Raw genomic sequence first — 26862 nt, forward strand, 5'->3', positions numbered from 1 at the left:
CCGTCGGGTGCGGGTTTGTGGGGGACGCCGTAAATACATCCATGTAGGCTCATCGCCGCATCCATGCGGCTCGTGCCCCCTCAAACCCACCCCCGCCGACCCTCCGAGAGTGTGTCGCGGGCCACGGGAAATGCGGGTGTGTCGACCGATGGTCGACACGAATGCGTGCTTTGACGGTTTACGGCTGACACGCATGGCGTGCCACTACGAGGCGGGCATGCTCCGGTAGGGTTGGTTCCCAAACAACCGCCATGAACCAATCAACGTGCGGTTACGCATGAAAATTGAACGAATCAACGCGTCGGCCAACGGCCGACATCGGCGTTTCCCCAGGCCACCGGCCAACTGTCAAAGGGTCGACCGGGGTCGGTTTGCGGGGGGCTGAGCCGCATGGATGCGGCGACGCAGCCTACATGGACGTACTTGCGGCGACCCCGCAAACCGGCACCGGGCGGCCCAAACCAGGGAGCCGGTGCGCCTGCGGCTGTTCGCCTGAATCCAACAGCAGCCGGGCAGGGCCCGGCTCTACCGCAGATCGATTCCCGAGCAATCAACAGCGACTACAGCGCAGTCAACCGAGGTTCCAGCGCACCAAACACCCGCGCCAACCGCTCGGCCCACGCGTGCTGCCCGGCCGCATCCGCAATCAGATCCTGCCGGATCTCCAGCTCCACATGCACCAGCCCACGGCCTTCGCCGTGCACCGGCACCGCGTAATCGCTGGTGCTGCTGACCGAGTAGGGTTCGTTGTCGCCCACCACCAGATCGCCTTCATCGCGCAACGCCTGCAACAGCGCATGCGCGAACCGCGTGTCGCGGTGGTACAGCACGCCCGCATGCCACGGGCGCTGCATGCCGTTCATCGCCGGCGTGAAGCTGTGCATCATCACCAGCAGGGTGGGGCGGTGCGCGCTTGCGCGCGCTGAAAGTTCCGCCTCGATGCGCGCGTGGTACGGCGCATGGATCGCGTCGATGCGCTGCTGGCGTTGCGCATCGGAAAGACCCGCATTGCCGGGAATCACCGTGCCATCGCTGACCTCCGGAATCAGCGTGGGCGACGCCAGTGGCCGGTTGCAGTCGATCAGCAGGCGCGAATACGTCTGCTCGATCGCCCACGCATCCAGCCGCTCCGACAACGCACGCGTGACCCCGGCGATCCCGATGTCCCAGCCGATGTGGCGATCCAGCTCCGCCTGCGGCAAGCCCAGGCCTTGCAGCGAACGTGGCACCTGCTGGCCCGCATGGTCGGCCAGCACTACATACGGCGAAGCGCCCTTGGCCCGGTGGATGGTGTAGATCGCCGGATCCTCGCTGCCCAGCAGCGCCGGCAGCGCCTGCTCGCCCGAATCAGCCACGGGGCGTGCCGTCCAGGTGGTGCTCGATCATCCACAGGCCCGCCCACAGCTTCGCGTCCAGCTGGTAACCCTGGCCCATCTTCTCCACCAGCCACGCCGCCGCGCGGGCGCGCGGAATCTCGTGCACCGTGATGTCTTCGCTGGCATCGCCACCGCCTTCGCCCACCTTGCGCAGGCCGGTGGCGCGCACGAACGCGATCTTCTCGCTGCTCGCGCCCGACGAGGTCGGCCCGATCATCAGCACCTCCGCGTGTTCCGCAGTCCAGCCGGTCTCTTCCTCCAGCTCGCGCACCGCAGACACTTCAATCGTTTCGCCCGCATCGATGTCGCCGACCAGCCCGGCCGGCATCTCGATGGTCCTCGCCTGCAACGGCACCCGGAACTGTTCCACGAACAGTACGTTGTCCTCCGGGGTGACCGCGATGATGATCGCCGCCAGCCCACCGGCGTGGGTGCGCTCGCTGTATTCCCAGCTGCCGCGCACCACCATGCGCTGGTACTTGCCTTCGTAGACGACCTTCGGGGCTTGCGTGTTGGGACTCATGCGAACTCGCTGGCAGGTGAGGAATGGTCGGACAGGCCGGCCGCCGCGAACAGCCGGCGCCGGGTCAGCGGGCCGAAGCGCAGCGCGTCGCACAGGCCCTGCAGCATCTGCGCGTCGGCGCTGGCGCGGCTGAAATCGGCCTGCGTCGCGTCCAGCGGCGCGTCCAGCGCGATCGTGGTCAGCTGCCGCCACAGCAGCGCGTGCTCGCGCTGCTCGCGCAGCCGCACCGCCATCTGCGCCGCGCCGCGCAGGCGCAGGAAGGGCACTTCGTCCAGTCGCTCGTACAGGATGTCCAGGCTGCCGAAGTGGGCCAGCAGCACCGCGGCCGACTTCGCACCGACCCCGGTCACGCCCGGGATGTTGTCCACCGCATCGCCGCACAGCGCCAGGTAGTCCGCGATCTGGTGTGCATGCACGCCGTGGCGTGCCTTGACCCCGGCCATGCCCCAGCGCTGGTTGCGCGCGTAGTCCCACTGTTCGTCATGCTCGAACAGCAGCTGCGAAAGGTCCTTGTCGGCCGAGACGATCACCCCGCGCATGCCCGCCGGGCGGCGCGCATGCAGAGCGCTGCCGATCAGGTCGTCCGCTTCGTATTCGTGGTGGGCCAGCACCGCCAGGCCGAGCGCGCTGCACAGGGCCTTGCAGTGCGCGAACTGGCGGCGCAGCGCCTCCGGCGCCGGATCGCGGTTGGCCTTGTACGCCGCATACAGGCCATGCCGGAAGCAACTGTCCAGCGCCTCGTCGAAGGCGATGGCAATGTGCTGCGGGCGCTCGCGCTCGAGCAGGTCGAGCAGGAACCGGGCAAAGCCGTGCACGGCGTTGGTCGGCCAGCCCTGCTGGTCCTGGAACTCGTCGGGCATCGAATGCCAGGCGCGGAAGACGTACAGGCTGGCGTCGACCAGATACAGCGGCGTGCGCACGGGAACGAGGTCGGACACTCAGCCCACCCAGTCGTGCAGCAGCGCGGCCGGATCCGGGCGCTCGCGCTCGGGGACCTCGATCAGCGGCGTGCCGATATGGATGAAGCCGGCGATGCGCTCATGTTCGGCCAGGCCCAGGTGGGCATGCACGGCCGGGTCGAAGGCCATCCACGCGGTCAGCCACTGCGCACCGAAGCCCAGCGCCTGCGCGGCCTGGAGCAGGGCAAAGCAGACGCAGCCGGCGGTCATCAGCTGCTCCTGCTCGGGCACCTTGGGGCTTGGGGTGGGGCTGGCGATGACAGTGATGATCAGCGGAGCGTGCGAAAAGCGCTGGCGGTCCTTGTCCACCTGGGCCTCGGACGCGGTCGGGTCGCGCTCGCGGCTGCGCCGGGCCAGGAACTCGCCCAGGCTGTGGCGGGCGTCGCCGGCAATGCGCAGGAAACGGAACGGGACCCGCTTGCCGTGGTCGGGCACGCGTACGGCCGAGGCCAGCATCCGCTGCAGGGTCGCCGGGTCCGGTCCGGGGGCGCCCAGTTGCAGGGCGGGGACCGAACGGCGGGCGTCCAGGGCGTGCAGCGCGGGGGAGTCGAGCATGGGGTCGTAGGTCAGGCGTTTGGAGTGCCCTGAGTATAGTCGCGGCGGTTTGTGACACCGCTTTGGGGCATCTCCGGCCCATTTGCGACAAAGTGTGATGAACCGCACTTAATTAATGGCACTCCTTCAGATCCCTGTACTCGCTTCCCACCGGCGCTGGCCTTACGATACGAGGCCTGTCAGTACCCCGGTCATGAGGTTGAAAGTGCGGACTGAATCACTGTCCCGCACGGGCGGGCGGTCCTACCATCCGTGTGCTGGCGTCTTGGGGACGCCCGCTCCGGTCTTATCCATGCTGCATCCTGTACCAGCGAGGGTGGGGAGCCTTTTCGCATGATCGCCACGCCCACCAATCCGGGGCAACCGGGTCGCGACCCGGCGCTGTTGAAGCTTGCGCGCGAGGCCGCCCTGCCGGGCCTGGCCGAGTCGTTCGCGACCGTGCTGGCCCGCTTCGACGACGTGCTGTTCGACCGGGCCGGCACCGCCGGTGCGTCGCAGCTGCTGTTCCTGGATGGCATGCGCGAACTGCGTCGGCGCCGCGAGGAGATCGTGGCCGGGTTCCGTGGCCACCTGGCCCAGGCGTGGGAGGCGCTGGAGCGCGGCGAGCCGCTGTCGGCCGAGGCGACCCTGGCCGGCCAGGTCGAGGAAGGGCTGAGCCTGGTCCCCGAGCATGTGCTGGAATCGCGGCTGGCGGTGCGCAACTTCGCCACCGTGCTGCTGCGCGACTGGAAGCCGGTGCTGGGCCGGCTCGACCGCCGCCTGGGCTGGATCGCCGGCGGCTTGGAGCTGGATGCAGACAGCAATCCGATCAGCCCCGAACATATCGGCGTGGCCATCCATGAGGCGTTCGCCGTGTGCGAACTGGCCCCGGAAGTGCGCCTGGTGCTGATCAAGCTGTGCGAGCGCGACCTGCACGGGCCGATCGGTAAGCGTTACGAGAAGCTGGACGAACAATTGGCTGCTGCGGGGGTGATGCCGCAGATGGCCGCACCGCGTCGCGCGGCGCCGCGCCCGCCGTCGCCGCGCCAGGAGCTGGATGATCTGGTCGACGCGCTGGAAAACCAGCAGGCGGCCGCCGACGACGGCGCGGCTCCAGCCTGGGCCCAGCGTTTCGCCAACCGCTGGGCGGCGAGTCGCGGGCGCATGCAGTCGGCGCAGGCGGCGCACGAGCAGGCCGGCGATGGCGCCGATGGCATGAGCGGCAACCAGGGCATGCTGCTGGAGGCGCTGCATGAGCTGCTGCAGCAGACCCGCCATGTGCGCGAGGACGCGACGTCGGCGGCCAGCGTGGCGGTGGGGCAGCAGCGGCCGCTCAGCCAGCGCGAGATGATGTCGGTGCTGTCGCTGCTTCAGGCGACGCCGAGCGCGACGCTGCGCGCGGCGATTGGCGAAGATGGCGAGTCGCTGGCGCAGCGGCTGAAGAGCGAGGTGCTGTCCGGGGCGACCCGGCTCGGGGTGGATCCGGCGCAGGCGCGCCTGGATCCGCAGGACGAGGACGCGATCGATCTGGTCGGGATGCTGTTCGACGTGATGCTGGACGAGCGCGACCTGGAAGGGCGTTCGCGCGAGCTGATCGGTCGGCTGGTGGTGCCGTTCGTGAAGGTGGCGATGCTGGACCGCCGGATGTTCGTGCAGAAGACCCACCCGGCGCGCAAGCTGCTCAATTCGCTGGCCGAGGCCTGCGAGGGCAACACGGGCGAGAGCCAGGCCGAGCGCGTGCTGATGGGCAAGGTCGAGGAAATCATCGAGCGGCTGGTGGCGGAGTTCAACGAGAACCTGGCGATCTTCCTGACGCTGGAAGAGGAGTTCCGCGATTTCCTGACCCAGCATCGGCGCCGCATCGAGATTGCGGAGCGCCGCGCGGCGGAGACGCAGCGCGGGCAGGAAAAGCTGGAGGTGGCACGGACACGTGCGGCCTCGGAACTGGATTGGCGCATTGCGGATACGACGCTGCCGCAGGCGATTGGCGAGTTCCTGCGCCAGCCGTGGCAGCACCACCTGACGCTGGCGGTGCTGCGCGAGGGCGACGACGGTGCGTCGGTGAGCGAGGCGCTGGCGTTGGCGGACGGGGTGCTGGAAGAGGTTTCCGAGGCGCGCCGGCATGTGGTCGGCAAGCCGTGGCTGCAGGCGTGGCATCCGGTGCTGCGCAAGGTGTTCGCGAGCGTGGGTGTGCATGCCGACGGTGCGAGTGCGGCGATCGATACGCTGCACGATACGCTGCAGTCGATCGCCGAGTCGCGGCCAGAGCTGGAGCGTGCGCTGCCGGAGCTGCCGCAGGTGGTGTTGCCGGCGCCGCCGGCGGCGGAGAGCGCGGGGGTGGAGCTGGGCGGGAAGGTCGATGTGACCGATTTCGACAATGCCGATGCGGACCGCTTCCGTGGCCTGGAAATTGGCAGCTGGCTGGACTTCGTGGACAAGGACGGCAAGGTGCAGGCGGGCAAGCTGTCCTGGGTGAGCCCGATCTCGTCGCGCCTGCTGTTCGTGAACCGCCGCGGGGTGCGCTTCTGCGTGGCGTCGCCGGAAGAGCTGGCGGTCATGGTGCGCCTGGGTCGCCTGCGCGCGCACATCGACGATGGCGCGTTCGACAGTGCCATGCAGGGTGTGATCGACCGTCTCGACACCAAGGGCGCTACGGTTCACTGACGGTTCTGCGCCAAGAGCCGAGAGCCTTGGTTTGCAGGTTTCGCCTGGCTTGGGCCGGCAGGGGTGGGTCGGAGGCCCTGGGTAGAGTCGGTTCCCAAACGACTGCCGACCACGCTTGGCGCCCCGGTAACGCATGACCCTGATCGAAATCGCGCTCTTGCCGTTGCCACTCCCCTCAGACCCCGCATGCGGTTAGGATCGACCTCTATTCCGCTACCCGGGGTCGTGCATGGCTGTCGAGGTGTTGGTGGTTCGGGAACGTGCGTCGGGCGAACGGCGCGTGGCGATGACGCCGGAGACGGCGCGCAAATTGATCGCGCGGGGCGCTACCGCCTGGTTTGAACCGGGTGCAGGTCGCGCGGCGGGATTTCCCGATGCGGCGTATCTGGAGGCCGGTGCGCAGCTGGCCGATGACGCTCGACTGGGCGTGGCCGATATCGTGCTGTGCGTGCAGCCGCCGGAGACGGCGCGGTTGTCGCAGCTGAAGAATGGCGCCGCGCTGGTTGGCATGCTGCAGCCACAGGCCGATGCCGAACGGGCGGGGATGATCCAGTCGCGTGGGCTGCAGGCATTCCCGCTGGAGCGCTTGCCCCGCACCACGCGTGCGCAGTCGATGGACGTGCTGAGTTCGCAGGCGGGCATGGCCGGCTACAAGGCCACGCTGATCGCGGCGCAGCTGGCGCCGCGCTTCTTTCCGATGCTGACCACGGCGGCCGGTACGATCCGGCCGTCGCGGGTGCTGGTGGTGGGGGCGGGCGTGGCGGGGCTGCAGGCCATTGCGACGGCGCGGCGGCTGGGCGCGCAGGTGGAGGGGTTCGATGTGCGGCCGGAAACGCGGGAGCAGATCGAGTCGCTGGGCGGCAAGTTCCTTGACCTGGGGGTCAGTGCGGTGGGCGAAGGCGGCTATGCGCGGCCGTTGACCGACGAGGAGCGCGCGGAGCAGCAGCGCCGGCTGGGCGAGCACCTGCGGCTGGTGGACGTGGTGATCTGCACGGCGGCGGTGCCGGGTCGGCCGGCACCGAAGATCGTGACCCGCGCGATGGTGCAGGGCATGCGCCCGGGCAGCGTGATCGTGGACCTGGCGGCGGAGACCGGCGGCAACTGCGAGGCGACGGTGCCGGGCGAGACCGTGGACGTCGATGGGGTGGTGGTGGACGGGCCGGTGAACCTGGCCAGCCAGGGCGCGGTGCATGCCAGCGAGATGTATGCGCGCAACCTGTACAACTTCGTCGCGCTGTTTCTGAAGGACGGCGCGGTGGCGTTTGATTGGGACGATGAGCTGCTGGCGAAGACGCGCTGGGTGGCGGGGTGACGGTGCAGCCACGCAGGGCGTGGCTCTACCGGTAGATTCACGCCCTGCGTGGATGCACTCCCAATCAACGCGGCAACGCCGGCGGCGGCACGTCCTTCACCGGATTGGCCTTCAACCACTCCTGCCGCTGCTCCGGGGTCATCTTTTCCCACCGTGCGCGCAACGCGTCGCGCTGGGCCGGGGTCATCTGCCGCATCTGGGCGAACAGCGCACGCGCCTGTTCGCGCTGCTCCGGGCTCATGTTCTCGAACCGGTGGCGTCCGCGCCGGGCCAGCTCGCGCTGTTCCGGGGTCATGTCCTGCCAGCGCTGGCCATGCTGCAGCATGCGTTCGCGCTGCGGCGGGGCGGCGTTGTTCCAGCGGTCGCGCACCGGCGCGACCAGCGCTTCACGCTGCTGCGGGGTGAGCTTGTCCCATTCCGGCAACGCCGAAGTCTGGGCCCAGCTGGCTGCGCTCGACCAGAGCAGCACCAGCGCCAGGATCAGTCGCGGTTTCATGTTCACTCCATTGCCAGGTCGGTGGCGCCCAGCCACACGTACATGTCGGGATTCTCGTCGAGCAGCGCGTCGCTGTCATCGGCAAGCGTGGCCGCCACCTGCACCGGCGGTGCCAGCGGCGGATGGGCGGTGAAGCTGATGCCCAGGCCCAGCGCGACCACCAGCGAGGCGGCGGTGGCCAGCCACCAGCCGTGGTGGCTCGGGCGCTGCGACGCATGCCGGGCAGCGCGCAGGCGGGCCAACGTGGTCGGCGACAGCTGGCTCACGGCCTGCGCGTGCAGCTGCTGCAGGGCGGCGTCATCGGGAAGGCGGGAAGACATGGGGCGGCTCACAGTTCGATCTCCAGATGCAGCTGCAGCGCCTGCCGGGCGCGCGAAAGATGGGTTTTTACCGCGCCCTCGCTGCAGCCCATGGCCGCTGCGGTGGTGGCGCCGTCCAGCTGTTGCAGGACGCGCAGGCTGAAGGCCTCGCGCTGCCGGGCGGGCAGCGCGCGCAGAGCCTTGACCAGCGCGGCGTACTGGTCGCGTTGTTCATGCGCCTGGGCCGGGCCCGGGCCGGGGTCGGCCCAGTCGATGTCATGCTCGGCACCGGCGTCGTCGCTGCTGCGCCAGAAGCGCAGGCGGAAGCTGCGGCGGCGCTGCAGGTCGACCACGCGGCGGCGCAGGATGCTCCAGAACAGCGGCGACCACTCGGCGGCCGGCTTTTCCCGGTAGGCCAGCATGCGCAGCATCGCGTCCTGCACCGCATCCAGCGCGTCGTCGCGCTGGCGCAGGCCGGCTTCGGCGAAGCGGAACGCACGCGGGCCGATCCCGGCCAGGAAGGCGTCCAGCGACACCGGCAGCGCGGCGTCGGCATCGTCGGGCAGGGTCGGCAGGGAAGGGCTCACCAGCACAGGGTAGCGCTCGCGCAGGGGGGACACGGTGAGAACGTGCCGGCGCGGCATCGGTTGACCGCGCCTGCAGAACGGTTCAGCGCATGGTTATGATGCAGGGACGGGAAGACCGCCTGGGAGAGAGACTGCAATGAGCGACGGGTTCGTGGCGTTGTACATCTTCATGCTGGCCGCGATCGCGGGCCACGTGATCATTTCGCGGGTGCCGGTGATCCTGCACACCCCCCTGATGTCCGGGTCCAACTTCATCCACGGCATCGTGCTGATCGGCGCGATGGTGGTGCTGGGCCACGCGCAGACCCCGCTGGAGAAGATCATCGGCTTCATTGCGGTGGTACTGGGCGCGGGCAACGCCGCCGGCGGCTACGTGGTGACCGAACGCATGCTGGACATGTTCAAGCCCAGCCAGAAGCGCGACAGCGGGGAGAAGGCGCCTTGAACGTCTCCACCGCGCAACTGCTGCAGTGGCTGGTGCAGGTGAGCTACCTGGTCGCCGCCACGCTGTTCCTGCTGGGACTGCAGCGCATGGCCTCGCCGATGACCGCGCGCAGCGGCATCCGCTGGGCCGGGCTGGGCATGCTGATCGCCACCGTGGCCACCTTCTTCCTGCCCGACCTGCACAACGTGCCGCTGATCCTGGCGGCGGTGGCGATCGGCACCGGCGTGGCCTGGTGGTCGGCCAAGCGCGTGGCGATCACCGACATGCCGCAGATGGTAGCGCTGTACAACGGCATGGGTGGTGGCTCGGCCGCGGCGATCGGCGCGGTGGAACTGCTGCGCTTCTCGTTCCTGGGCAACCGCGATACCACCCATTGGAGTGAGCAGGCCATTGCCGAGCTGGCCGCGCGCCAGCCTTCGGCCACGGTGCTGGCGCTGGCCGTCATCGGTTCGGCCATCGGTGCGGTCTCGCTGTCCGGTTCGATCATCGCCTGGGCCAAGCTGGACGGTCGCCTCGATCGCCGCGTGACCTTCCCCGGCCAGCAGGCGTTCAACCTGGTGGTGGCGCTGGCCATGGTGGTGCTGGGGATCTGGGCGGCGGTGAGCCTGAGCCCGGTGGCGATCATCAGCTTCTTCGTGGTCGCGCTGGCACTGGGCGTGTTGATGACGCTGCCGATCGGCGGCGCCGACATGCCGGTGGTGATCTCGCTGTACAACGCGTTCACCGGCCTGGCGGTGGCGTTCGAAGGCTATGTGCTGGGCAATGAGGCGCTGATCATCGCCGGCATGATGGTCGGTGCGGCGGGCATCCTGCTTACCCGGCTGATGGCCAAGGCGATGAACCGGCCGATCAGTGGCGTGCTGTTCTCCAACTTCGGCGGCGGGGGCACCGCGCAGGAAATCAGCGGATCGCAGAAGCCGATCGAGGCCAGTGACGTGGCCGCGCTGATGGCGTTTGCCGAACGGGTGGTGATCGTGCCGGGCTACGGCATGGCCGTGGCCCAGGCCCAGCACAAGGTGTGGGAACTGGCGCAGCGGCTGATCGAGCGCGGGATCAAGGTGAAGTTCGCGATCCACCCGGTGGCCGGGCGCATGCCCGGGCACATGAACGTGCTGCTGGCCGAAGCGGGGGTGCCGTACGACCTGATCGCCGACATGGACGACATCAATCCGGAGTTTCCCAACACCGACGTGGCGCTGGTGATCGGCGCCAACGACGTGGTCAATCCGGTGGCGCGCACCGACCCGGCCAGCCCGATCTACGGCATGCCGATCCTGGACGTGGTCAACGCGCGCAACGTGGTGGTGATCAAGCGCGGCAAGGGCACCGGCTTTGCCGGCATCGAAAACGCGCTGTTCTACGCCGACAACGCGCGCATGCTGTACGGCGATGGCGCAGGGGCGGCAAGTGCGCTGGTAAGCGAGCTCAAGGCCCTCGACGGAACCCATTGACGGTGGTGCCGGCCGGCGGCCGGCACCACGCGATGCTGGATTCGTGCAGAGCCGGCCGGCGGCCGGCACTACCGGGTTACTTCGCCACCCACCAAGCGACCACCAGCGCTACACCGAGCCACAACCACTCGCCGACCCCGTTCGCGAGCTGGATCAGGGTGGCGGCCATGAACGGGCCCATGCGCAACGCTGAATTCCACGGATCCAGGCCCAGCGAGCCGCCCAGGTAGGCCGAGGCGATGCCCCAGTTGGCCGCCAGCGCGACCACCAGGGTGAACGCCACGGTCAGGCCGACCCGCAGCGGACCGGCCTGCAGCCGGCCCAGGCGCAGCATGAAACCCAGCTCCAGCGCGGCCAGTACGGCCATCCAGCCGACCTGGCGACCGCTCAGCAGGGCGATGACCAACCAGGCCAACGTGGCCGTGACGACTCCAAGCAGCAACAGCGGGGGCCAGAGCCAGTAGGCGGACCTGGCGGGCGCGGACGTGGGCGACATGCATTCTTCCTTTGGATCGCCACAGGATACCGGCTTGCGGGGTGACCGGCGCGTGGGCGGCCGCTGGGCTAAAATAGCCACCTTGCGGGAATTGGCCGCGACCCCATATCGATCCACATGTACTCCCGTAGCAGCGAACCCGTCCACTTCGAACGCGACTGCGAGGCCGTCATGGTCCCGCAGGGCGAAACGGTCACCCTGCCGGCCGGCAGCTATGGGTACATCACCCAGGCACTGGGCGGCAGCTACACCGTGTTCGTCGAAGGCAATCTGTTCCGCATCGCCGGCAAGGACGGCGACGCGATCGGCAAGGAACCGCCGCCGGCGCTGGAACTGCCCGCCGACGCCTCCGACGAGGAGGTCGAAAAGCTGGTGTGGCAGCAACTGCGCACCTGCTTCGACCCGGAAATCCCGTTCAACATCGTCGACCTCGGCCTGGTATACGAAGTCGAGCTCAAGCACCTGGACGATGGCCAGCGCGAGGTCGACATCAAGATGACCCTGACCGCGCCCGGCTGCGGCATGGGCGACATCCTGGTCGACGACGTGCGCAGCAAGCTGGAAATGATCCCCTCCGTGGCCGAAGCCGATGTCGAACTGGTGTTCGACCCGCCGTGGAACCAGCACATGATGTCCGAAGCGGCCCGGCTTGAAACCGGCATGCTGTAATTGATGTGCTCCCCGTAACCAGAACAGGAATCATCCGGTGTCCCAGTCTTCCGTGAACTTCACCACCACCCGTTCCGCCCACCCGCGCAGCAGCGAGGAGCGCGAGCGCATCCTGGCCGCGCCGGGGTTCGGTCTGCACTTCACCGACCACATGGTGGAAGTACGCTGGGACAAGGACACCGGCTGGCATGACGCCAGCGTGCGCGCCTACGGCCCGCTGCAGCTGGACCCGGCCGCTGCGGTGCTGCATTACGGCCAGGAAATCTTCGAAGGCATCAAGGCCTACCGCCACGCCGACGGTTCGATCTGGACCTTCCGCCCGGATGCCAACGGCCGCCGCCTGCAGCGCTCGGCGCAGCGCCTGGCGCTGCCGGAACTGCCGGTGGAGATCTTCGTCGAATCGCTGAAGCAGCTGATCGCGGTGGACGCCAGCTGGGTGCCGTCGGCCGACGAATCCAGCCTGTACTTCCGTCCGTTCATGATCGGCGATGAAGCCTTCCTCGGCGTGCGTGGCGCGCAGAAGGCCGGTTACTACGTCATCGCCAGCCCGGCCGGTCCTTACTTCGCCAAGGGCGTGGCCCCGGTGGCGATCTGGCTGTCCACCGAATACGCGCGTGCGGCCAAGGGCGGCACCGGTGCGGCCAAGTGCGGCGGCAACTACGCGGCCTCGCTGCTGCCGCAGCAGAAGGCGCAGGCGCAGGGCTGCTCGCAGGTGCTGTTCCTGGATCCGGTCGAAGGCAAGTACCTGGAAGAACTGGGCGGCATGAACGTGTTCCTGGTCTACAAGGACGGCACCCTGGTGACCCCGGAACTGTCCGGCAGCATCCTGGAAGGCATCACCCGCGAAAGCATCCTGCAGCTGGCCCGCGACCGCGGCATGAAGGTGGAAGAGCGCAAGGTCAGCATCGACGAGTGGAAGCAGGGCGTGGCCTCGGGCGAGATCGCCGAGGTGTTCGCCTGCGGTACCGCGGCGGTGGTCACCCCGATCGGCCAGCTCAAGGGCGAAGGCTTCTCGGTGGGCGACCTGAGCGCGCCGGCCGGTGAAGTGACCATGTCGCTGCGCAAGGAACTGACCGACATCCAGTACGGCCGCCTGCCGGACCGCCATGGCTGGCTGGTGCGCCTGGACGGCTGATCCAGCGATCCCGTGATGAATAAGAGGCCCGCCTGGTGACAGGCGGGCCTTTTGTTGGGGATCGTCGAGCAGCCACGCAGGGCGTGGCTCTACCGCCTCCGTCCAACGCGAATCGTGCGAGCCGTGTCCGTCACCCCTGTGAACCGTGTCCGTCACCGGTAGAGCCACGCCCTGCGTGGCTGGAGCCTTCCCGATAACCCCGCATCAGAACGATCAAAACCCACCTAACCCATTGTTGCGCAAACAATGTCTTGCCAATGACGCACAAGACAGTGACGCAGGACACGAATTACACGCGCATTGACCATTTCCCTACCCGAAAGTTTCTTCACATTCACAAACCCTTGACCCGAAAAGTCTCAGATCGAACTTTTCACAACCCTGAAAGCGCGCTGAAACATTGTTGCGGCAGGGCCGAACCACTAGCGTCCGGGGTCGGGCGGTTGCACAGGGGAAACCGATCCGTCTTCCAGGTTCGATACACGCCGTCTTTCATCGCGCTGCATCGAACCCACCTCGCCGCATCGACGGCTCCTCACGACTTGAAGGGAATTCCGATGTCTCATGATTCGCAGCGTCTGCGTCAGCGTGCAGTGGTTGTACTCGGTGGTTCTGTTCTTTCGACCCTGCTGCTGGCCGCCCCGGCGTTTGCCGGCGACGTGCAGCTCAGCGGCCTGGCCTCCGCGCCGACCCATCAGCGCTTCATCGTGAAATACAAGGACGGCGCCACCGACGTGGCGACCCCGAGCGTACTGGCCAGCTCGCTGAAGGCGGCGGCCGCCGCCGTTCCGGCCGCCCAGGGCCGCGCGCTGGGCCTGCAGAAGCTGCGCACCCTGGCCATCGGCCCAACCGTGGTCAAGGCCGACCGCCCGCTGGACGCAGCGGAATCGGAACTGCTGATGCGCCGCCTGGCCGCCGACCCGAACGTGGAATACGTCGAAGTCGACCAGCTGATGCGCGCCACGTTGACCCCCAATGACGCCCGCCTGTCCGAGCAGTGGGGCTTCGGCACCAGCAACGCCTCGATCAACGTGCGTCCGGCCTGGGACAAGGCCACCGGCACCGGCGTGGTGGTGGCCGTGATCGACACCGGCATCACCAACCATGCCGACCTCAACGCCAACATCCTGCCCGGCTATGACTTCATCAGCGACGCGGCGATGGCGCGCGACGGCGGTGGCCGCGACAACAACCCCAACGACGAAGGCGACTGGTACGCCGCCAACGAATGCGGCGCCGGCTATCCGGCCTCCAACTCCAGCTGGCACGGCACCCACGTGGCCGGCACGATCGCCGCGGTGACCAACAACAGCACCGGCGTGGCCGGTACCGCGTACAACGCCAAGGTCGTGCCGGTGCGCGTGCTGGGCAAGTGCGGCGGCTACACGTCCGACATTGCCGATGCGATCGTGTGGGCCTCTGGCGGCACCGTCAGCGGCGTGCCGGCCAATGCCAACCCGGCCGAAGTGATCAACATGTCGCTCGGTGGCGGCGGCACCTGCTCGGCCACCTACCAGAACGCGATCAACGGCGCGGTGTCGCGCGGCACCACCGTGGTCGTGGCTGCCGGCAACAGCAACACCAACGTGTCCTCGGCGGTCCCGGCCAACTGCGCCAACGTGATCGCGGTGGCGGCCACCACCTCGGCCGGCGCGCGCGCCAGCTTCTCCAACTACGGTGCCGGCATCGACGTCTCAGCCCCGGGCCAGGCGATCCTGTCCACGCTCAACACCGGCACCACGGTACCGGGCAGCGCCTCCTACGCGTCGTACAACGGCACCTCGATGGCGGCCCCGCACGTGGCCGGCGTGGTCGCGCTGGTGCAGTCGGTCGCGCCGACCGCGCTGTCGCCGGCGGCGGTTGAAACCCTGCTCAAGAATACCGTCCGTCCCCTGCCGGGCGCGTGCAGCGGTGGCTGCGGTGCGGGCATCGTCGACGCCGATGCGGCAGTGACCGCAGCGCTGGGTGGGACCAACCCGAACCCGGGCAACGGGACCCTGCAGAACAACGTGCCGGTCACCGGCCTGGGCGCGTCCAGCGGTGCGTCGCTGGCCTACACGGTCGCAGTGCCGGCGGGACGTTCGCAGCTGAAGGTGACCATTGCCGGTGGCTCGGGTGACGCCGACCTGTACGTGCGTTCGGGCAGCGCCCCGACAGACACGGTGTACACCTGCCGCCCGTACCTGAGCGGCAACAACGAAACCTGCACGATCACCGCTCCGGCGGCGGGTACCTGGCATGTGCGGGTGAAGGCGTACACCACCTTCTCCGGCGTGACCCTGACCGCGCAGTACTGAGGATGAAAAAAAGGCCCCGGCACTGCCGGGGCCTTTTTCATGGACGCGCGATCATGCGTCTTCGAATCGGTTGGCTGCCACGTTCTTGCGAACGTGTTCGGGGTTCCAGATGCGGCCGTTCATGGCGATGTACACGCCCGGCTGCAGCGACTGCACCGCGCCGATCGCGCAGCCGATGTTGAACTCGGCATCCGAACCACGGAAACGGGCCGGGCTGAGTGCGCCGGTCATCACGATGGTCTTGTCGGGAATGCTCTTGAGCACGCGGCCGGTCTGCACCATCGAATCGGTGCCGTGGGTGACCAGCACGTGGCGGGTCGGCTGCGCGGCGATGGTGGCGCGGATCAGCTCGCGGTCCTCGTCGCTGATGTGCAGCGAGTCCTTGCGCAGGATCGGGATCACGTTGAAGCGGAAGGTCACGCCCAGTTCGCGCAGGATCATCCCGATCTGCGGATCGCCGATCTGGTAGTCCGACTTGTCGTCGAAGTAGATCTTGTCGATCGTGCCACCGGTGGTGATGATCAGTAGTTCTTCCATTGCCGCAATCCTGGTGTGAGCGTGAGCCGCGCGGAACAGCCCGCGCCAGGCCGCCATGATACCGCGCGGCATCAGCCCTTCGGGCCGAACCGTTTCCGCAGCCCCGGTGCGCTCGACACTCCGATCACCGCCAACGCCAGCAGAAGCTCCGCCCAGGCCCAATGCGCGGTCTCCGGGTGGCTCCAGGCGCTCATCACGCCATGGCTGAACCAGAACAACGCCAGCACGCCCACCCAGAACGGCGCCTTGCCGCGGCCCAGCAGAACCCCGATCGCCAGCAGCAGCGGCGGCAGGGTGAAAACCAGCTGGCTGGCCAGCCAGTGCCGGTCCTGCGCGAACCACACCGCATACACCGCCGCCAGCGCGAGCAGCACGGCGGCCAGCATCCCCCTCTGCGCGCGCGGGCTCATCCCAGCCGCCGTGCGATATCGGCCACGCGCCGGCCCAGCGCGCGGGCCAGAACCGCTTCGTCCTCGCTCGGTACCGGGTTGTCGTCCGCGCCGGCCACATGGCTGGCGCCATAGGGCGTACCACCGGTCGTGGTGTGGCTGAGCGCCGGTTCCGTAAAGGGAATGCCCACGATCAGGCAGCCGTGGTGCAGCAGCGGCACCTGCATCGACAGCAGCGTGGACTCCTGTCCGCCGTGCAGCGACGCGGTCGAGGTGAACACCCCGGCCGGCTTGCCGGCCAGGGTGCCGTTGACCCACTCGGCGCCCAGCCCGTCCAGGAAATGCTTGACCGGCGCGGCCATGTTGCCGAACCGGGTCGGACTGCCGAGCAGCAGGCCGCTGCATTCGGCCAGGTCCTCCACGCTCACGTACGGGGCACCGTCTTCGGGCACCGGCGGTCGCGCGGTCTGGGTCACTGCCGCCACCGGCGGCACCGTGCGCAGGCGCGCGCTCATGCCCGGCACTTCGCCGACGCCACGCGCGATCTGGCGCGCGAGCCGCGCCACCGAACCGCCGCGGCTGTAGTACAGCACCAGAATCTCCGCCATCTTGCTTCCGTTGTGACCCATCCGGCCCGCAGTATGGCATTGCCTCCACCCGGCTTCAGGTACGCTTGCCTGGATGGAACCCCTGGATACCCTCAATCTCTGGTTGGAACGCGGGCGCGACCGGGCCCGTACCGCCAGCTTCGGTCGCTTCCTGTGGCGCCGCTTCCTGGACGACCGCCTGTTCCAGGCCGCCGCCTCGCTGGCCTACACCACGGTGTTCGCGCTGGTGCCGCTGGCGATCGTGGTGTTCGGGGTGCTCTCGGCGTTCCCGGTGTTCGACCGCTGGAGCGACACGCTCAGCGACTACGTGTTCTCCAACTTCGTGCCCAACGCCGCGCGCGCCGCTGAAGGCTACCTGCGCCAGTTCTCGGCCAGTGCCGGCCAGCTCACCGCCGCCGGCTTCATCGCGCTGGTGGTGTCGCTGCTGATCACCCTCAACAGCGTGGAAGAAACCTTCAACCAGATCTGGCGGGTCAGCTCGACCCGGCCCAAGCTCACCCGCTTCCTCGTGTACTGGACCGTGCTCACCCTGGGCGCGATGCTGGCCGCCGCCTCGCTGGCGGTCTCGGCGCGGGTGTTCGCGCTGCCGCTGTTCGGCACCAGCGAGGGCCGCCTGCTCGCCGACGCCTCGTTGACCATCGCCCCGATCCTGATCGAGTTCGTCTGCATCATGCTGGTGTACCGGGTGGTCCCGCACCACACGGTGAAGTGGCGTCACGCCATTCCCGGCGCGATCCTGGCGGCGGTGATGCTGGAGCTGGTGAAGTGGGGCATGGGCGCCTACCTCGGCAGTTTCCAGTCCTACCAGAAGCTCTATGGCACGGTGGCGTTCGTGCCGATCCTGCTGCTGTGGATCTACCTGTGCTGGGTCTCGGTGCTGCTCGGTGCCTCGCTGGCCTCGTCGATCGCCGCCTTCCGCTACCAGCCGGCCGACCTGCGCCTGCCCACCGGCTACGAGCTGTACGGCCTGCTGCGCCTGATCGGGCGCTTCCACCAGGCCCGCGTGGACGGACGCGGCCTGGACGAGGATGAAGTGCTGCGGCTGGAGCCGATGCTCACCGACTCGCTGCTGCAGAGCATGCTCTGCGACCTGGAAGCGATCCGCGTGGTGCGCCGCGACGAACAGGGCGAATGGCTGCTCGCGCGGGACCTGGACAAGCTCACCCTGGCCGACCTCTACGAATCCACGCAGCTGCGCATTCCGGTCAAGGAAGCTTACCTGCCGTACCGCGACGACAGCCTGGGCATTGCCTCGGTGGCGGCGCTGGACGCACTGCGCCTGCCCCTGCGCGAGTTGCTCAAGCGCCGCGTCAGCGACATCTATACCCCCCACGGAGATACGCCATGACCGCCAAGCCCCTGCTGCTTGCGCTGGGCCTGCTGGCCCTGGCCGGCTGCAACAAGCCCGCCCCGCAACCGGAAGCCGCTGCGCCCGCACCGGCGCCGGTGGCCGAACCGGCTACGCCGGCCGACAGCGCCAGCCCCGACCTGGAGCGTGCCACCGCCGAGCAGCCGCGGCTGGTGCTGCCGGCCCTCGATGGCAGCACCTACGACCTGGCCGCTCACCGTGGCAAGTGGGTGGTGGTGAACTTCTGGGCGACCTGGTGCGCCCCGTGCCGCAAGGAAATGCCCGAGCTGTCGGCGCTGCATGCGATGCGCGAGCAGATCGAGGTGGTCGGCCTGGCCTACGAGGACATCGACCCGGCGGAGATGAAGGACTTCCTCAAGAAGCTGCCGGTGACCTATCCGATCGTGCTGGTCGACACCTACAACCCGCCGGAAGATTTCGCCGTGCCGCGCGGCCTGCCGATGACCTACCTGATCGCTCCAGACGGCAAGGTTGCCAAGCAGTTCCTGGGTCCGGTCACTGCGGCTGACATCGAGAAGGAAATCGCCAAAGGCGCGTAATCCGCGCCTTCAACCTTCGTCTTCGAATGCCCTGATCGGTTTCAACACGCCGAACTGTTCTTCATGCAGCTTGCCCTTCAGTGGCGGCAGCTCCGGTACCGGGTCGTCCACCTGGGTGTCGGGCAGGCGGTCGAGCAGGTTGCGGATCAGGCCCAGGCGGCCGCGCCGCTGGTCGTTGAAGTCGACCAGTGTCCACGGCGAGGCGTCGCGATGGGTAGCGCGCAGCATCGCCTCGCGAGCCTCGGTGTAGGCGGTGTACTTGCTGCGCGATTTGAGGTCCACCGGCGACAGCTTCCAGCCTTTCAACGGGTCCACGTGGCGCTCGGCGAAGCGTTCTTCCTGCTGCGCCTGGTCGACCGTGAGCCAGTACTTGAACAGCAGGATGCCGTCGTCCACCAGCAGTTTTTCGAACACCGGGGTTTGTTCCAGGAACGCGCGGTACTCCGTCTCCGAGCAGTACCCCATCACGTGTTCGACCCCGGCACGGTTGTACCAGCTGCGGTCCATCAGCACGATTTCACCGGCCGCCGGCAGGTGGGTGACGTAGCGCTGGAAATACCATTGCGTGGCTTCGCGCTCGGTCGGCTTGGGCAGCGCCACCACCCGGCACTGGCGCGGGTTGAGGTGTTCGGCGATGGACTGGATCGCACCGCCCTTGCCGGCGGTATCGCGGCCCTCGAACAGCACCAGCACGCGTTGCCCGGTGTGCTGCACCCAGCGCGCCATGGTGGTGATTTCCAGCTGCATCGGTTCCAGCAGTTCCTGGTAGGCCTTGCGCTTGAGCTTGCCCATGGGGACCTCGTGGCGGGACGGTGGACCTCAGGGTACACCGCGCCGTGTCAACGCCCCTGCCACCCGCGTTCCGTGGTCATGGCCTCGACCTGGGCGGTGAAATCAACCGCGAAACCCGTCATGTCGAACAGGCCGCTGTCTGCCCGCGCCTGCGCCAGTTTCGCGCGCAGCGCCGTCATCGCCCGCGGGTCGTTGCCGAGCGCGACCGCCGTGGCGACAAAGGCCGCGTCATCGGCAACGTTCAATTCCGCCAGCCCCAGATGATGGTTGAGCGAGCCGGCGACACGCGAGGCGAAGGTCGCGCCGGGAGCCGTCAGCACCGGGCATCCCGCCCACAACGCGTCGGAGGCGGTGGTATGCGCGTTGTACGGATGGGTATCCAGGAACAGATCCGCATGCTGGTACCGCGCCAGATACACCGGATGCGGCAGCTTCGGCATGAACACCAGCCGCGACGGGTCCACGCCGGCCTCGCGCGCGGCCGCCCGCAACCGCGCATCGGCGTTGCCCGGACCGGACAGCAACCACAGCACGCTGCCCGGTACGCCCTGCAGCACCGCGAAGGCGCGACGCATGCTGCGCGGGTTGAGCTTGTAACTGTTGTTGAAGCAGCAGAACACCACGCCCCGTTCGGGCAGGCCGCACGCCACACGGTCCGGCACCGCTTCCAGCACGCGGGTGTTGTCCGACGGCTGGAAGGCGCGTGGCAGGTAGCGGACCTGCTCGCTGAAGGCCGGTGCCAATGCATCGGGCAGCACGTAGCGGTCGGCGAGCACGTAGTCCATCCACGCCGCGCCGGAGGTGCCGGGATAGGCCAGCCAGGTCACCTGCACCGGGGCAGGGCGCATCGCCAGCACCGCCGGAGTGCCGCCGCCGCCCCAGCCGCGCAGGTCGAACAGCACGTCAACGCCCGCCGCGCGAATGCGCTCGGCGATGCCGGTGTGGGGCAGGGCAGATACATCGTGCAGCGTGCTGGCGGCCGCCTGCAGGCGCGCGCGGATCGCGCTGCCGTCATCGCGGTTGAGCGCGAACAGGTGCAGCTCCAGCCCGCCCAGCAGGCGCAGCTGCTCGAACAGCGCCACGGTCAGCAGGCCGGTCGGGTGCGCACCGAAGCCATTGGAGAGGAAGCCCACCCGCAGCGGACCCTGCGCGCGCACGCGCGTGGCCGGCAACGCGCGCACGCCGCTGGCAATACCGGCCGCGCGTTGCCGCGCACAGCCCAGTTGTTCGGCGGCACTGCTGTCTTCGTTGAGGAAGGCAAAGGGCTCGACTACCGCAGCGCCCTGCGCAACCGCCTGCCTCAGCTGCTGCGCCAGCGCGTCCAGCCCGCGCCAGTCGCACAGACGACGCTGCCAGTTGAGCAGCTGCGCGGTGATGTAGGGTTCGCCCGGCAGCAGCCGGTGCGCGTGCCGGTAGGCGTCAGCGGCCGCTTCGGGCTGGCCGGCGTCTTCCAGTGCATGGCCCAGCCACAATGCAATGCCCGGATGCTGCGGCACCAGGTTGGCCGCCTGCCGCAGCAGCGCGGCTGCTTCGTCGTGGCGGCCCTGCATCCAGCGGGTCCGGCCCAGCCGTGCCAGGGCCTCGGGATGGCCGGGGCGCAGCTGCAGCGCGCGTTGGGCAGCGAGGTCGCCGGCCCCGGTGTCCCCAGCTTCCAGCTCGGCATCGGCCAGCATCACCCAGGCAATGAAGTCCTGCGGCTGCCGTTGTACTGCCATGCGCAGCTGCGCGCGCTGCGGGTCCATGCTCACGCCCCGGCGGACAGCTGGGCCAGTTCGTCGGCCTGGTGTTCGTGGATCAGGCGTTCGACCAGGCCATCCATTTCGCCGGCGATGATGTTGGGCAGGTCGTACAGGGTCAGTCCTTCCACCCGGTGGTCGGTGATCCGACCCTGCGGGAAGCTGTAGGTCCGGATGCGCTGGCTGCGGTCGCCACTGCCGACCTGCAGGCGCCGGCTTTCCGCGGTCGCCGCAGCCTGCTTGCTGCGCTCGCTGTCGAGCAGCTGCGCCTTCAGCCGCTTCATCGCCTTGTCGCGGTTGGCGTGCTGGCTGCGTTCGGTCTGGCATTCCACTACCACGCCACTCGGCACGTGGGTAATCCGGATCGCCGACTCGGTCTTGTTGACGTGCTGGCCGCCCGCCCCGGAGGAGCGGAACGTGTCGACCTTCAGGTCGGCCGGGTTGATGACGATGTCATCGACCTCGTCGGCCTCGGGAATGATCGCCACGGTGGCCGCCGAGGTGTGGATGCGACCCTGCGATTCGGTGGCCGGCACGCGCTGCACGCGGTGGGTGCCCGACTCGAACTTGAGCTTGGAGTACGCGCCACGGCCCACCACGCGGGCCACGATCTCCTTGTAGCCGCCATGCTCGCCGGGGCTGTCCGATTCGATCTCGACCTTCCAGCCCTGGCGCTCGGCATAACGTGCGTACATGCGGAACAGGTCGCCGGCGAAGATCGCCGCCTCGTCGCCGCCGGTGCCGGCGCGCACTTCCAGGAACAGGTTGCCGTCATCGCGCGGGTCGCGCGGCACCAGCAGCAGGGCCAGGTCGTGGTCGAGCTGCTGCAGGCGCTCCTGCGCGGCGGCGATTTCCTCGTCGGCCAGCTCGCGCAGGTCGGGGTCGGCACGCATGGCCTCGGCCGCCGCCAGGTCGGCCAGCGCACGCGCTTCGTCGGCCAGGGCAGTGGCGATCGGCTGCAGCTGCGCGAACTCGCGCGAAAAATTGCGGAAGCGCTCGTTGTCGCCGACCACGTCCGGGTCGGCCAGCAGGCGTTCAAGTTCTTCGCGGCGCTCGGCCAGCGCTTCCAGCTTACGGCGCAGGGTCGGCGTCATCGGTCCTCTCAACAGCGTGGTGGTAGCCCGGCTTGGCCGGGAACAGGCGCTCGGCGGCGCGGGTCAGCTCAGTATCGCCGCTGAGCGCGGCCGCGCGCAGCGCGGCGGTCGGCGGATGCAGCAGGCGGTTGGTCAGGCCGTGCGCGAGCAGCTCCAGCACTTCTTCCGGCGACTTGCCGTGCGCCAGCTGCTGGCGGGCCTTGTCCAGCATCTCCACCCGGGTCGCTTCGCCATAGGCGCGCAGCTGCCGCAGTGGCGCCTGGTGCGCGCTGGCCTGCTGGGTCTCGACAAAGCGCGACACCTGCAGCTCGATGATCGCTTCGGCTTCGGCGGCGGCCTCGCGACGACTGCGGCGGTTGTCTTCCACCGCGCGCTCCAGGTCGTCCACGGTGTACAGGAAGGCGTCCTTCAGCTCGCCCACGCCGGATTCGATATCGCGCGGTACCGCCAGGTCGAACAGCAGCATCGGCTTGTGCCGGCGCGCGCGCAGCGCGGCGGCGACCTGGGCGGTGCCGATCACCGGCTCGCGCGCGGCGGTGGCCGAGAACACCACGTCGGCCTCGCCGAGGTGCCGGTCCAGCTCGCTCAGCGGCAGCGCCACCCCGCCGTGGCGGGTGGCCAGTTCCTGCGCATGGGCCAGGGTACGGTTGGCGATCAGCAGGCGCCGGACCCGGCCTTCGCTGAGGTGCCGGGCCGCCAGCTCGATGGTTTCGCCGGCGCCGACCAGCAGCACGGTGGAGTCTTCCAGCCGCGCGAACGAGTTCTGCGCCAGGCGCACGGCGGTGGAGGCCACCGAGATCGGATTGGCCCCGACCCGGGTGTCGGTACGGGCGCGCTTGGCGACCGAGAAGGTCTGCTGGAACAGCCGGTCCAGGCGCTGGCCGAGCAGTCCGTGGTCGCGCGCGGTGGCCCAGGCGTCCTTGACCTGGCCCAGGATCTGCGGCTCGCCCAGCACCATCGAGTCCAGCCCGGTGGCGACCCGGAACAGGTGGCGCACCGCATCGGCGTCGGCATGCTGGTACAGGTAGCCGTGCAGCTGGCCGGCATGGCGTTCCAGCCAGTGCGCCAGCGCCTCGGCGGAATCGGCCACCGCGTACAGCTCGGTGCGGTTGCAGGTGGAGAGCAGGACCGCTTCGGCCACCTGCGGGGTATCGCGCAGCGACGCCAATGCCTGGGGCAGGGCGTCGCCGCCAAAGGACGCGCGTTCGCGCAGCTCCACTGGCGCGGTCTGGTGATTCAGTCCGAGCACCCACAGGGTCATTGTTCAGTTGCTTGCGATAAGCTGCTGGCCATTCAAGTCGTCATTTTAAGGCCAGAAGCCCCCGATGCCCGCATTGATTCGCATCTCCAGCGTTCTGTTGCTGTCCCTGGCCGCCGCCAACGCCCTCGCAGCGGCCGTAGCGCCGGGCTCTGCCCGGCTGCCGACCTCCAAGGCGGCCACGGCCGAACCGGCCTCACTGACCCCGGTGATGGCCGGCGAGTTTGCCCTGCAGGCCGGCAAGCTGGCCGATGCCGCGCGCTGGTACCTGGAGGCGGCCGAGGCGGGCCGCGACGATGCCGGCCTGGCCGAACGGGCCACCCGCATCGCCATGCTGGCCGACGACGACAAGCGCGCCAGCCGTGCGCTGGCCCTGTGGGAAAAGCGCGCCCCGCGCTCGCTGGCCATGCGCAGCAGCGCCGCCGCGCTGGACCTGCGCAAGGGCGATGTGAAAGGCGCCCGCACCGAGCTGGCCGCGCTGCTGCGCGACCCGGACCCGCGCGGCTGGAAGTTCGCGCTGGCCGCCCTGGTCGGTGGCGGTCGCGACCCGGCCGCCGCGGCCGACGTGCTGGGCCAGCTGGTCGACGACAATGCCATCCCCAACCAGTTGGAGCCCTGGCAGGAATTCGGCCGCCTTGCCATGCGCATGGACCGCCCCGAGCTGGCCCGGCGCATGGTCGACGAAGTGGTGCGCCGGTTCCCCGGCGAACCGCGGGTGGCCTTGTTGAATGCCAGCCTGATGTTCCAGGCCGGCAAGGCCGACGAGGCGCTGGCCGCCCTGCGCGCGGTCGAGCCGCGCACCGTCGCCGACCCCGAGCTGCGCAACGCGGTGGCGATCGCCTACGACGCCATGGGCGATGCCAAGGCCGCCGAACGGGTGCTGTCGGTGGGCCCGCAGGACGTGCAGACCTGGGGCATGCGGGCCTCCCTGCTGGCCAAGCAGAAGGACGACACCGCGCTGCTGGCGCTGTACACCGACCTGTCGAAGCAGGCGACCAAGCCGGATCCGGCGCAGCGCCTCCTGCTCGGCAAGATCGCCGAGTACCTCAAGCGCCATGCCGAAGCGGTGGACTGGTACCTGAGCGTGCCTGGCGGCGAAGAGCGCGCCGAAGCGCGCCTGCGTGCGGCCAGTGCCGAATACGAACTGGGCCGCACCGACAAGGCGTTCGCCGGCGTGCATGCGCTCCAGTCCGACGCCAGCATCGACGACGAAGCGCGACGCGATGCCTACCTGCTTGAAGCCGAACTGCGCCAGCGCGGCAACGACCTGCCGGGCGAGCTCGACGCGCTGGCCCGTGGCCTGGCCGCCTACCCGGACGAGAATGCGCTGCTGTATGCCCGCGCGCTGGCCTGGGAGCGTCGCGACGACGTGCCGCGCGCCGAGGCCGACCTGCGCAAGATCCTGGTGACCGAGCCGGAAAACGTGGCCGCGCTCAACGCGCTGGGCTACACCCTGGCCGACCGCACCACGCGCTACCAGGAAGCGCTCGAGCTGATCGACCGCGCCCGCGTGGCCGAACCGGACAATGCCGCCATCGTCGACAGCTATGGCTGGGTGCTGTATCGCCTCGGCCGCAAGGAAGAGGCGCTGGTGCAGCTGCGCCGGGCCTGGACCCTGGCCAAGGACCCGGAAATCGCCGCGCACGTCGGTGAAGTGCTGTGGGTGCTCGGCCGCAAGGACGAGGCCCGCCGCTTCTTCGACGAGGCGCGCAGGCTGGACCCGGACAACCGTGCGCTGCAGCGCGTGATCGAGAAATACGGCGTATGAAGTGGATGTCGATGAAGGCCGCCTGCGCGGCGGCCCTGGCCCTGTCGTTGTCGGCCTGTGTGTCGCTGGACGCACGCAAGGCGCCGGCCGCACCGGAAGTGGTCAGTACCGTAAGTGCCGAAGCGGCGCAGGCCGAGGCGCTGCGGGTGGAGCAGGTGCGCGCCTGGCCGGCCTGGTCGTTCGAAGGCCGGGTCGCGGTCAGCAAGGGGCGCAATGGCGGCAGCGGCCGCATCGACTGGCGGCAGCAGGCGCGCCAGTACGTGGTGTCGCTCAGCGCGCCGGTGACCCGGCAGAGCTGGACCCTGACCGGCGACAGCGAACAGGGCGGCGGCCGGCTGGACGGCGTCGACGGCGGACCGCGCCAGGGCGCGGACGCGCAGCAGGTGCTGCTGGAGGCCACCGGCTGGGATATCCCGGTCAACCAGCTGCCGGACTGGGTACGCGGCCTGGTCGCCGAGGGTGCGAGCGCCGCCGGACAGGTCGATCGCGACGCGGAAGGGCGTCCGCGCCGCTTCCAGCAGATGGGCTGGGACATCCAGTACCTGGACTGGTACCCGGCCGAAGGCGACCGCCCGGTGCTGCCACGCCGGATCGAAGCGGTCAAGGGCGACGCCAAGGTGCGCCTGCTGGTGGACGGCTGGGTGCTCGACGCCCCATGAGCGCTGCGGACCTGAATGGCAACGGGGCATGGTGGCCGGCCCCGGCCAAGCTGAACCTGTTCCTGCAGATCACCGGTCGCCGGGCCGACGGCTATCACGCGCTGCAGAGCGTGTTCCGCCTGCTGGACTGGGGCGACCGGGTGCGGCTCGGCGTGCGTGAAGATGGAAAGGTGCGCCGTGACGGTCCCTCGGTGGCCGGCGTGGCGGAGGCCGACGATCTCGCCGTGCGCGCGGCGCTTCTGCTCAAAAAACATGCGAACGTCGCCCAGGGTGCTGACATCAGCATCGAAAAGCGAATTCCGGCCGGTGGCGGCTTCGGCGGTGGCTCGTCCGACGCTGCGACCGTACTGGTGGGCCTGAACCACCTCTGGCGCACCGGCCTGGACGTCGACACCCTGGCCGCACTGGGCCTGCAGCTGGGCGCGGACGTGCCGGTGTTCGTGCGCGGCCACAACGCCTGGGCCGAGGGCGTGGGCGAGCAGCTGACCCCGCTGGCCCTGCCGCCGGCCTGGTATGTGATCGCCGACCCCGGTGTCCACGTGCCCACCGCTGCGCTTTTCAGCTCGCCGGATTTGACGCGCGACGCCCCAGTGGCGAAAATAGCGGACTTCGCTTCCGGGTCTTTGCTCGGGAATGCGTTCGAGCCGGTACTGCGCCGTCGCGAACCTGCCGTAGAGGCAGTGCTCATCGCGTTGGACAGCATCGGCCGGGCACGACTCACCGGGTCGGGAAGCGGTTGTTTCGTCGAGTTCGACACGCGCGCTGCTGCAGAGCAGGGCCTGGCGGAGTTGCCGGAAGGACTGCGGGCATGGGTGGCTGCGGGCGTGGAGCGCTCGCCACTGCTTGATGTACTCGAGCGTTATTGATTTT

27 protein-coding genes are annotated in these 26862 nt (G+C 68.9%); 12 read left to right on the plus strand and 15 right to left on the minus strand.

The window, feature by feature from the left end:
• Positions 1-560: 560 nt before the first annotated feature.
• The 4 genes from PDM28_RS03725 to PDM28_RS03740 are packed head-to-tail and all read right to left on the minus strand — an operon-like array spanning position 561 to position 3413.
• The gene (locus tag PDM28_RS03725; RefSeq protein ID WP_311183869.1) at positions 561-1355 is read right to left on the minus strand and encodes an N-formylglutamate amidohydrolase; all 795 of its coding nucleotides are present in this window, start codon (positions 1353-1355) and stop codon (positions 561-563) included.
• Positions 1348-1899, minus strand: a complete 552-nt coding sequence (locus PDM28_RS03730) for an NUDIX hydrolase (protein ID WP_311183870.1) — start codon at positions 1897-1899, stop codon at positions 1348-1350. The genes PDM28_RS03725 and PDM28_RS03730 overlap by 8 nt, the downstream gene beginning before the upstream one ends.
• Positions 1896-2837: a 5'-3' exonuclease gene (locus PDM28_RS03735; protein WP_102946448.1), complete on the minus strand. Its 942-nt coding sequence runs from the start codon at positions 2835-2837 to the stop codon at positions 1896-1898. Before PDM28_RS03735 ends, PDM28_RS03730 begins: the two co-directional genes overlap by 4 nt.
• Positions 2838-3413, minus strand: a complete 576-nt coding sequence (locus tag PDM28_RS03740) for a nitroreductase family protein (RefSeq protein ID WP_311183871.1) — start codon at positions 3411-3413, stop codon at positions 2838-2840.
• A gap of 333 nt (positions 3414-3746) precedes the next feature.
• Between PDM28_RS03740 and PDM28_RS03745 the strand changes: the two genes are divergently transcribed.
• The gene (locus tag PDM28_RS03745; RefSeq protein ID WP_102946450.1) at positions 3747-6056 is read left to right on the plus strand and encodes a DUF1631 domain-containing protein; all 2310 of its coding nucleotides are present in this window, start codon (positions 3747-3749) and stop codon (positions 6054-6056) included.
• Between the two features lie 229 nt (positions 6057-6285).
• Positions 6286-7368, plus strand: a complete 1083-nt coding sequence (locus PDM28_RS03750; RefSeq protein WP_311183872.1) for an NAD(P) transhydrogenase subunit alpha — start codon at positions 6286-6288, stop codon at positions 7366-7368.
• Positions 7369-7432: 64 nt separating this feature from the next.
• On the opposite strand, the gene PDM28_RS03755 is transcribed toward PDM28_RS03750, so the two are convergent.
• Genes PDM28_RS03755 through PDM28_RS03765 form a run of 3 tightly spaced genes read right to left on the minus strand, consistent with a single transcriptional unit; the run spans position 7433 to position 8807 of the window.
• Entirely contained in the window at positions 7433-7864 is a 432-nt protein-coding gene (locus PDM28_RS03755) for a DUF3106 domain-containing protein (RefSeq protein WP_311183873.1), read from the minus strand.
• A gap of 2 nt (positions 7865-7866) precedes the next feature.
• Positions 7867-8184, minus strand: a complete 318-nt coding sequence (locus PDM28_RS03760) for a hypothetical protein (RefSeq protein ID WP_311183874.1) — start codon at positions 8182-8184, stop codon at positions 7867-7869.
• Positions 8185-8192: 8 nt separating this feature from the next.
• On the minus strand, positions 8193-8807 hold the full coding sequence (locus PDM28_RS03765; protein WP_311183875.1) for an RNA polymerase sigma factor: 615 nt from the start codon (positions 8805-8807) through the stop codon (positions 8193-8195).
• Positions 8808-8886: 79 nt separating this feature from the next.
• Here PDM28_RS03765 and PDM28_RS03770 point away from each other — a divergent pair, with 79 nt between their 5' ends.
• Both PDM28_RS03770 and PDM28_RS03775 read left to right on the plus strand, forming a co-directional pair.
• Positions 8887-9195 (plus strand): NAD(P) transhydrogenase subunit alpha part 2, encoded by a 309-nt coding sequence (locus PDM28_RS03770; protein WP_070209342.1) that lies wholly within the window; start codon positions 8887-8889, stop codon positions 9193-9195.
• The gene (locus tag PDM28_RS03775; RefSeq protein WP_311183876.1) at positions 9192-10646 is read left to right on the plus strand and encodes an NAD(P)(+) transhydrogenase (Re/Si-specific) subunit beta; all 1455 of its coding nucleotides are present in this window, start codon (positions 9192-9194) and stop codon (positions 10644-10646) included. Before PDM28_RS03770 ends, PDM28_RS03775 begins: the two co-directional genes overlap by 4 nt.
• Before the next feature lie 76 nt (positions 10647-10722).
• Here PDM28_RS03775 and PDM28_RS03780 read toward each other — a convergent pair whose 3' ends face one another.
• Positions 10723-11142 carry a hypothetical protein gene (locus tag PDM28_RS03780; protein WP_311183877.1) on the minus strand — a complete coding sequence of 140 codons (420 nt, stop codon included), beginning with the start codon at positions 11140-11142 and terminating at the stop codon, positions 10723-10725.
• Between the two features lie 117 nt (positions 11143-11259).
• On the opposite strand from PDM28_RS03780, the gene sufT reads away from it, so the two are divergent.
• From sufT to PDM28_RS03795, 3 genes are all read left to right on the plus strand, one after another.
• Positions 11260-11811 carry a putative Fe-S cluster assembly protein SufT gene (gene sufT / locus PDM28_RS03785; RefSeq protein WP_311183878.1) on the plus strand — a complete coding sequence of 184 codons (552 nt, stop codon included), beginning with the start codon at positions 11260-11262 and terminating at the stop codon, positions 11809-11811.
• A 37-nt stretch (positions 11812-11848) separates the two neighbouring features.
• Positions 11849-12946, plus strand: a complete 1098-nt coding sequence (locus PDM28_RS03790; RefSeq protein ID WP_311183879.1) for a branched-chain amino acid aminotransferase — start codon at positions 11849-11851, stop codon at positions 12944-12946.
• Positions 12947-13503: 557 nt separating this feature from the next.
• Complete coding sequence (locus tag PDM28_RS03795; RefSeq protein ID WP_311183880.1) at positions 13504-15243, plus strand: S8 family peptidase; 1740 nt, start codon at positions 13504-13506, stop codon at positions 15241-15243.
• Between the two features lie 51 nt (positions 15244-15294).
• On the opposite strand, the gene PDM28_RS03800 is transcribed toward PDM28_RS03795, so the two are convergent.
• The 3 genes from PDM28_RS03800 to wrbA form a co-directional block, all read right to left on the minus strand.
• Positions 15295-15780, minus strand: a complete 486-nt coding sequence (locus PDM28_RS03800; protein ID WP_102946459.1) for an asparaginase domain-containing protein — start codon at positions 15778-15780, stop codon at positions 15295-15297.
• 71 nt (positions 15781-15851) lie between these two features.
• Positions 15852-16190 carry a DUF2069 domain-containing protein gene (locus tag PDM28_RS03805; RefSeq protein ID WP_311183881.1) on the minus strand — a complete coding sequence of 113 codons (339 nt, stop codon included), beginning with the start codon at positions 16188-16190 and terminating at the stop codon, positions 15852-15854.
• Positions 16187-16777 (minus strand): NAD(P)H:quinone oxidoreductase, encoded by a 591-nt coding sequence (gene wrbA / locus PDM28_RS03810; protein WP_311183882.1) that lies wholly within the window; start codon positions 16775-16777, stop codon positions 16187-16189. Before wrbA ends, PDM28_RS03805 begins: the two co-directional genes overlap by 4 nt.
• Positions 16778-16850: 73 nt before the next feature.
• On the opposite strand from wrbA, the gene PDM28_RS03815 reads away from it, so the two are divergent.
• Positions 16851-18125 carry a YihY family inner membrane protein gene (locus PDM28_RS03815; RefSeq protein WP_102946461.1) on the plus strand — a complete coding sequence of 425 codons (1275 nt, stop codon included), beginning with the start codon at positions 16851-16853 and terminating at the stop codon, positions 18123-18125.
• Complete coding sequence (locus tag PDM28_RS03820; protein ID WP_311183883.1) at positions 18122-18685, plus strand: TlpA family protein disulfide reductase; 564 nt, start codon at positions 18122-18124, stop codon at positions 18683-18685. The genes PDM28_RS03815 and PDM28_RS03820 overlap by 4 nt, the downstream gene beginning before the upstream one ends.
• 9 nt (positions 18686-18694) lie before the next feature.
• Here the strand turns inward: PDM28_RS03820 and ppk2 are convergent, their stop codons facing one another.
• From ppk2 to hemA, 4 genes are read right to left on the minus strand one after another with little or no spacing between them, the layout of a single operon-like run.
• Positions 18695-19477, minus strand: a complete 783-nt coding sequence (gene ppk2 / locus PDM28_RS03825) for a polyphosphate kinase 2 (RefSeq protein WP_311183884.1) — start codon at positions 19475-19477, stop codon at positions 18695-18697.
• A gap of 47 nt (positions 19478-19524) precedes the next feature.
• Positions 19525-21225 (minus strand): O-linked N-acetylglucosamine transferase, SPINDLY family protein, encoded by a 1701-nt coding sequence (locus PDM28_RS03830; RefSeq protein ID WP_311183885.1) that lies wholly within the window; start codon positions 21223-21225, stop codon positions 19525-19527.
• Positions 21222-22307, minus strand: a complete 1086-nt coding sequence (prfA, locus tag PDM28_RS03835; RefSeq protein WP_102946465.1) for a peptide chain release factor 1 — start codon at positions 22305-22307, stop codon at positions 21222-21224. Before prfA ends, PDM28_RS03830 begins: the two co-directional genes overlap by 4 nt.
• Positions 22285-23568, minus strand: coding sequence for a glutamyl-tRNA reductase (hemA, locus tag PDM28_RS03840; RefSeq protein WP_102946466.1), 1284 nt, complete (start codon positions 23566-23568; stop codon positions 22285-22287). The genes prfA and hemA overlap by 23 nt, the downstream gene beginning before the upstream one ends.
• A gap of 64 nt (positions 23569-23632) precedes the next feature.
• Here hemA and PDM28_RS03845 point away from each other — a divergent pair, with 64 nt between their 5' ends.
• Genes PDM28_RS03845 through ispE form a run of 3 tightly spaced genes read left to right on the plus strand, consistent with a single transcriptional unit; the run spans position 23633 to position 26858 of the window.
• Positions 23633-25333 carry a tetratricopeptide repeat protein gene (locus tag PDM28_RS03845; protein ID WP_311183886.1) on the plus strand — a complete coding sequence of 567 codons (1701 nt, stop codon included), beginning with the start codon at positions 23633-23635 and terminating at the stop codon, positions 25331-25333.
• Positions 25330-25992: a lipoprotein insertase outer membrane protein LolB gene (lolB, locus tag PDM28_RS03850; RefSeq protein WP_311183887.1), complete on the plus strand. Its 663-nt coding sequence runs from the start codon at positions 25330-25332 to the stop codon at positions 25990-25992. Before PDM28_RS03845 ends, lolB begins: the two co-directional genes overlap by 4 nt.
• Complete coding sequence (ispE, locus tag PDM28_RS03855) at positions 25989-26858, plus strand: 4-(cytidine 5'-diphospho)-2-C-methyl-D-erythritol kinase (protein ID WP_311183888.1); 870 nt, start codon at positions 25989-25991, stop codon at positions 26856-26858. The genes lolB and ispE overlap by 4 nt, the downstream gene beginning before the upstream one ends.
• Positions 26859-26862: the final 4 nt, after the last annotated feature.

This window comes from Stenotrophomonas aracearum (assembly GCF_031834615.1).
GTDB lineage: Bacteria > Pseudomonadota > Gammaproteobacteria > Xanthomonadales > Xanthomonadaceae > Stenotrophomonas > Stenotrophomonas aracearum.

Bases quoted from the DNA above. Each gene is read 5' to 3' on its own strand.
- PDM28_RS03750 (WP_311183872.1), top strand. From the start codon at position 6,286: ATGGCTGTCGAGGTGTTGGTGGTTCGGGAACGTGCGTCGGGCGAACGG.
- PDM28_RS03745 (WP_102946450.1), top strand. From the start codon at position 3,747: ATGATCGCCACGCCCACCAATCCGGGGCAACCGGGTCGCGACCCGGCG.
- PDM28_RS03730 (WP_311183870.1), bottom strand. From the start codon at position 1,899: ATGAGTCCCAACACGCAAGCCCCGAAGGTCGTCTACGAAGGCAAGTAC.
- PDM28_RS03755 (WP_311183873.1), bottom strand. From the start codon at position 7,864: ATGAAACCGCGACTGATCCTGGCGCTGGTGCTGCTCTGGTCGAGCGCA.
- prfA (WP_102946465.1), bottom strand. From the start codon at position 22,307: ATGACGCCGACCCTGCGCCGTAAGCTGGAAGCGCTGGCCGAGCGCCGC.
- PDM28_RS03770 (WP_070209342.1), top strand. From the start codon at position 8,887: ATGAGCGACGGGTTCGTGGCGTTGTACATCTTCATGCTGGCCGCGATC.
- PDM28_RS03805 (WP_311183881.1), bottom strand. From the start codon at position 16,190: ATGAGCCCGCGCGCGCAGAGGGGGATGCTGGCCGCCGTGCTGCTCGCG.
- hemA (WP_102946466.1), bottom strand. From the start codon at position 23,568: ATGACCCTGTGGGTGCTCGGACTGAATCACCAGACCGCGCCAGTGGAG.
- PDM28_RS03820 (WP_311183883.1), top strand. From the start codon at position 18,122: ATGACCGCCAAGCCCCTGCTGCTTGCGCTGGGCCTGCTGGCCCTGGCC.
- ppk2 (WP_311183884.1), bottom strand. From the start codon at position 19,477: ATGGGCAAGCTCAAGCGCAAGGCCTACCAGGAACTGCTGGAACCGATG.
- PDM28_RS03800 (WP_102946459.1), bottom strand. From the start codon at position 15,780: ATGGAAGAACTACTGATCATCACCACCGGTGGCACGATCGACAAGATC.
- wrbA (WP_311183882.1), bottom strand. From the start codon at position 16,777: ATGGCGGAGATTCTGGTGCTGTACTACAGCCGCGGCGGTTCGGTGGCG.
- PDM28_RS03780 (WP_311183877.1), bottom strand. From the start codon at position 11,142: ATGTCGCCCACGTCCGCGCCCGCCAGGTCCGCCTACTGGCTCTGGCCC.
- PDM28_RS03815 (WP_102946461.1), top strand. From the start codon at position 16,851: ATGGAACCCCTGGATACCCTCAATCTCTGGTTGGAACGCGGGCGCGAC.
- PDM28_RS03795 (WP_311183880.1), top strand. From the start codon at position 13,504: ATGTCTCATGATTCGCAGCGTCTGCGTCAGCGTGCAGTGGTTGTACTC.
- PDM28_RS03845 (WP_311183886.1), top strand. From the start codon at position 23,633: ATGCCCGCATTGATTCGCATCTCCAGCGTTCTGTTGCTGTCCCTGGCC.
- PDM28_RS03760 (WP_311183874.1), bottom strand. From the start codon at position 8,184: ATGTCTTCCCGCCTTCCCGATGACGCCGCCCTGCAGCAGCTGCACGCG.
- PDM28_RS03740 (WP_311183871.1), bottom strand. From the start codon at position 3,413: ATGCTCGACTCCCCCGCGCTGCACGCCCTGGACGCCCGCCGTTCGGTC.
- sufT (WP_311183878.1), top strand. From the start codon at position 11,260: ATGTACTCCCGTAGCAGCGAACCCGTCCACTTCGAACGCGACTGCGAG.
- PDM28_RS03765 (WP_311183875.1), bottom strand. From the start codon at position 8,807: ATGCCGCGCCGGCACGTTCTCACCGTGTCCCCCCTGCGCGAGCGCTAC.
- lolB (WP_311183887.1), top strand. From the start codon at position 25,330: ATGAAGTGGATGTCGATGAAGGCCGCCTGCGCGGCGGCCCTGGCCCTG.
- ispE (WP_311183888.1), top strand. From the start codon at position 25,989: ATGAGCGCTGCGGACCTGAATGGCAACGGGGCATGGTGGCCGGCCCCG.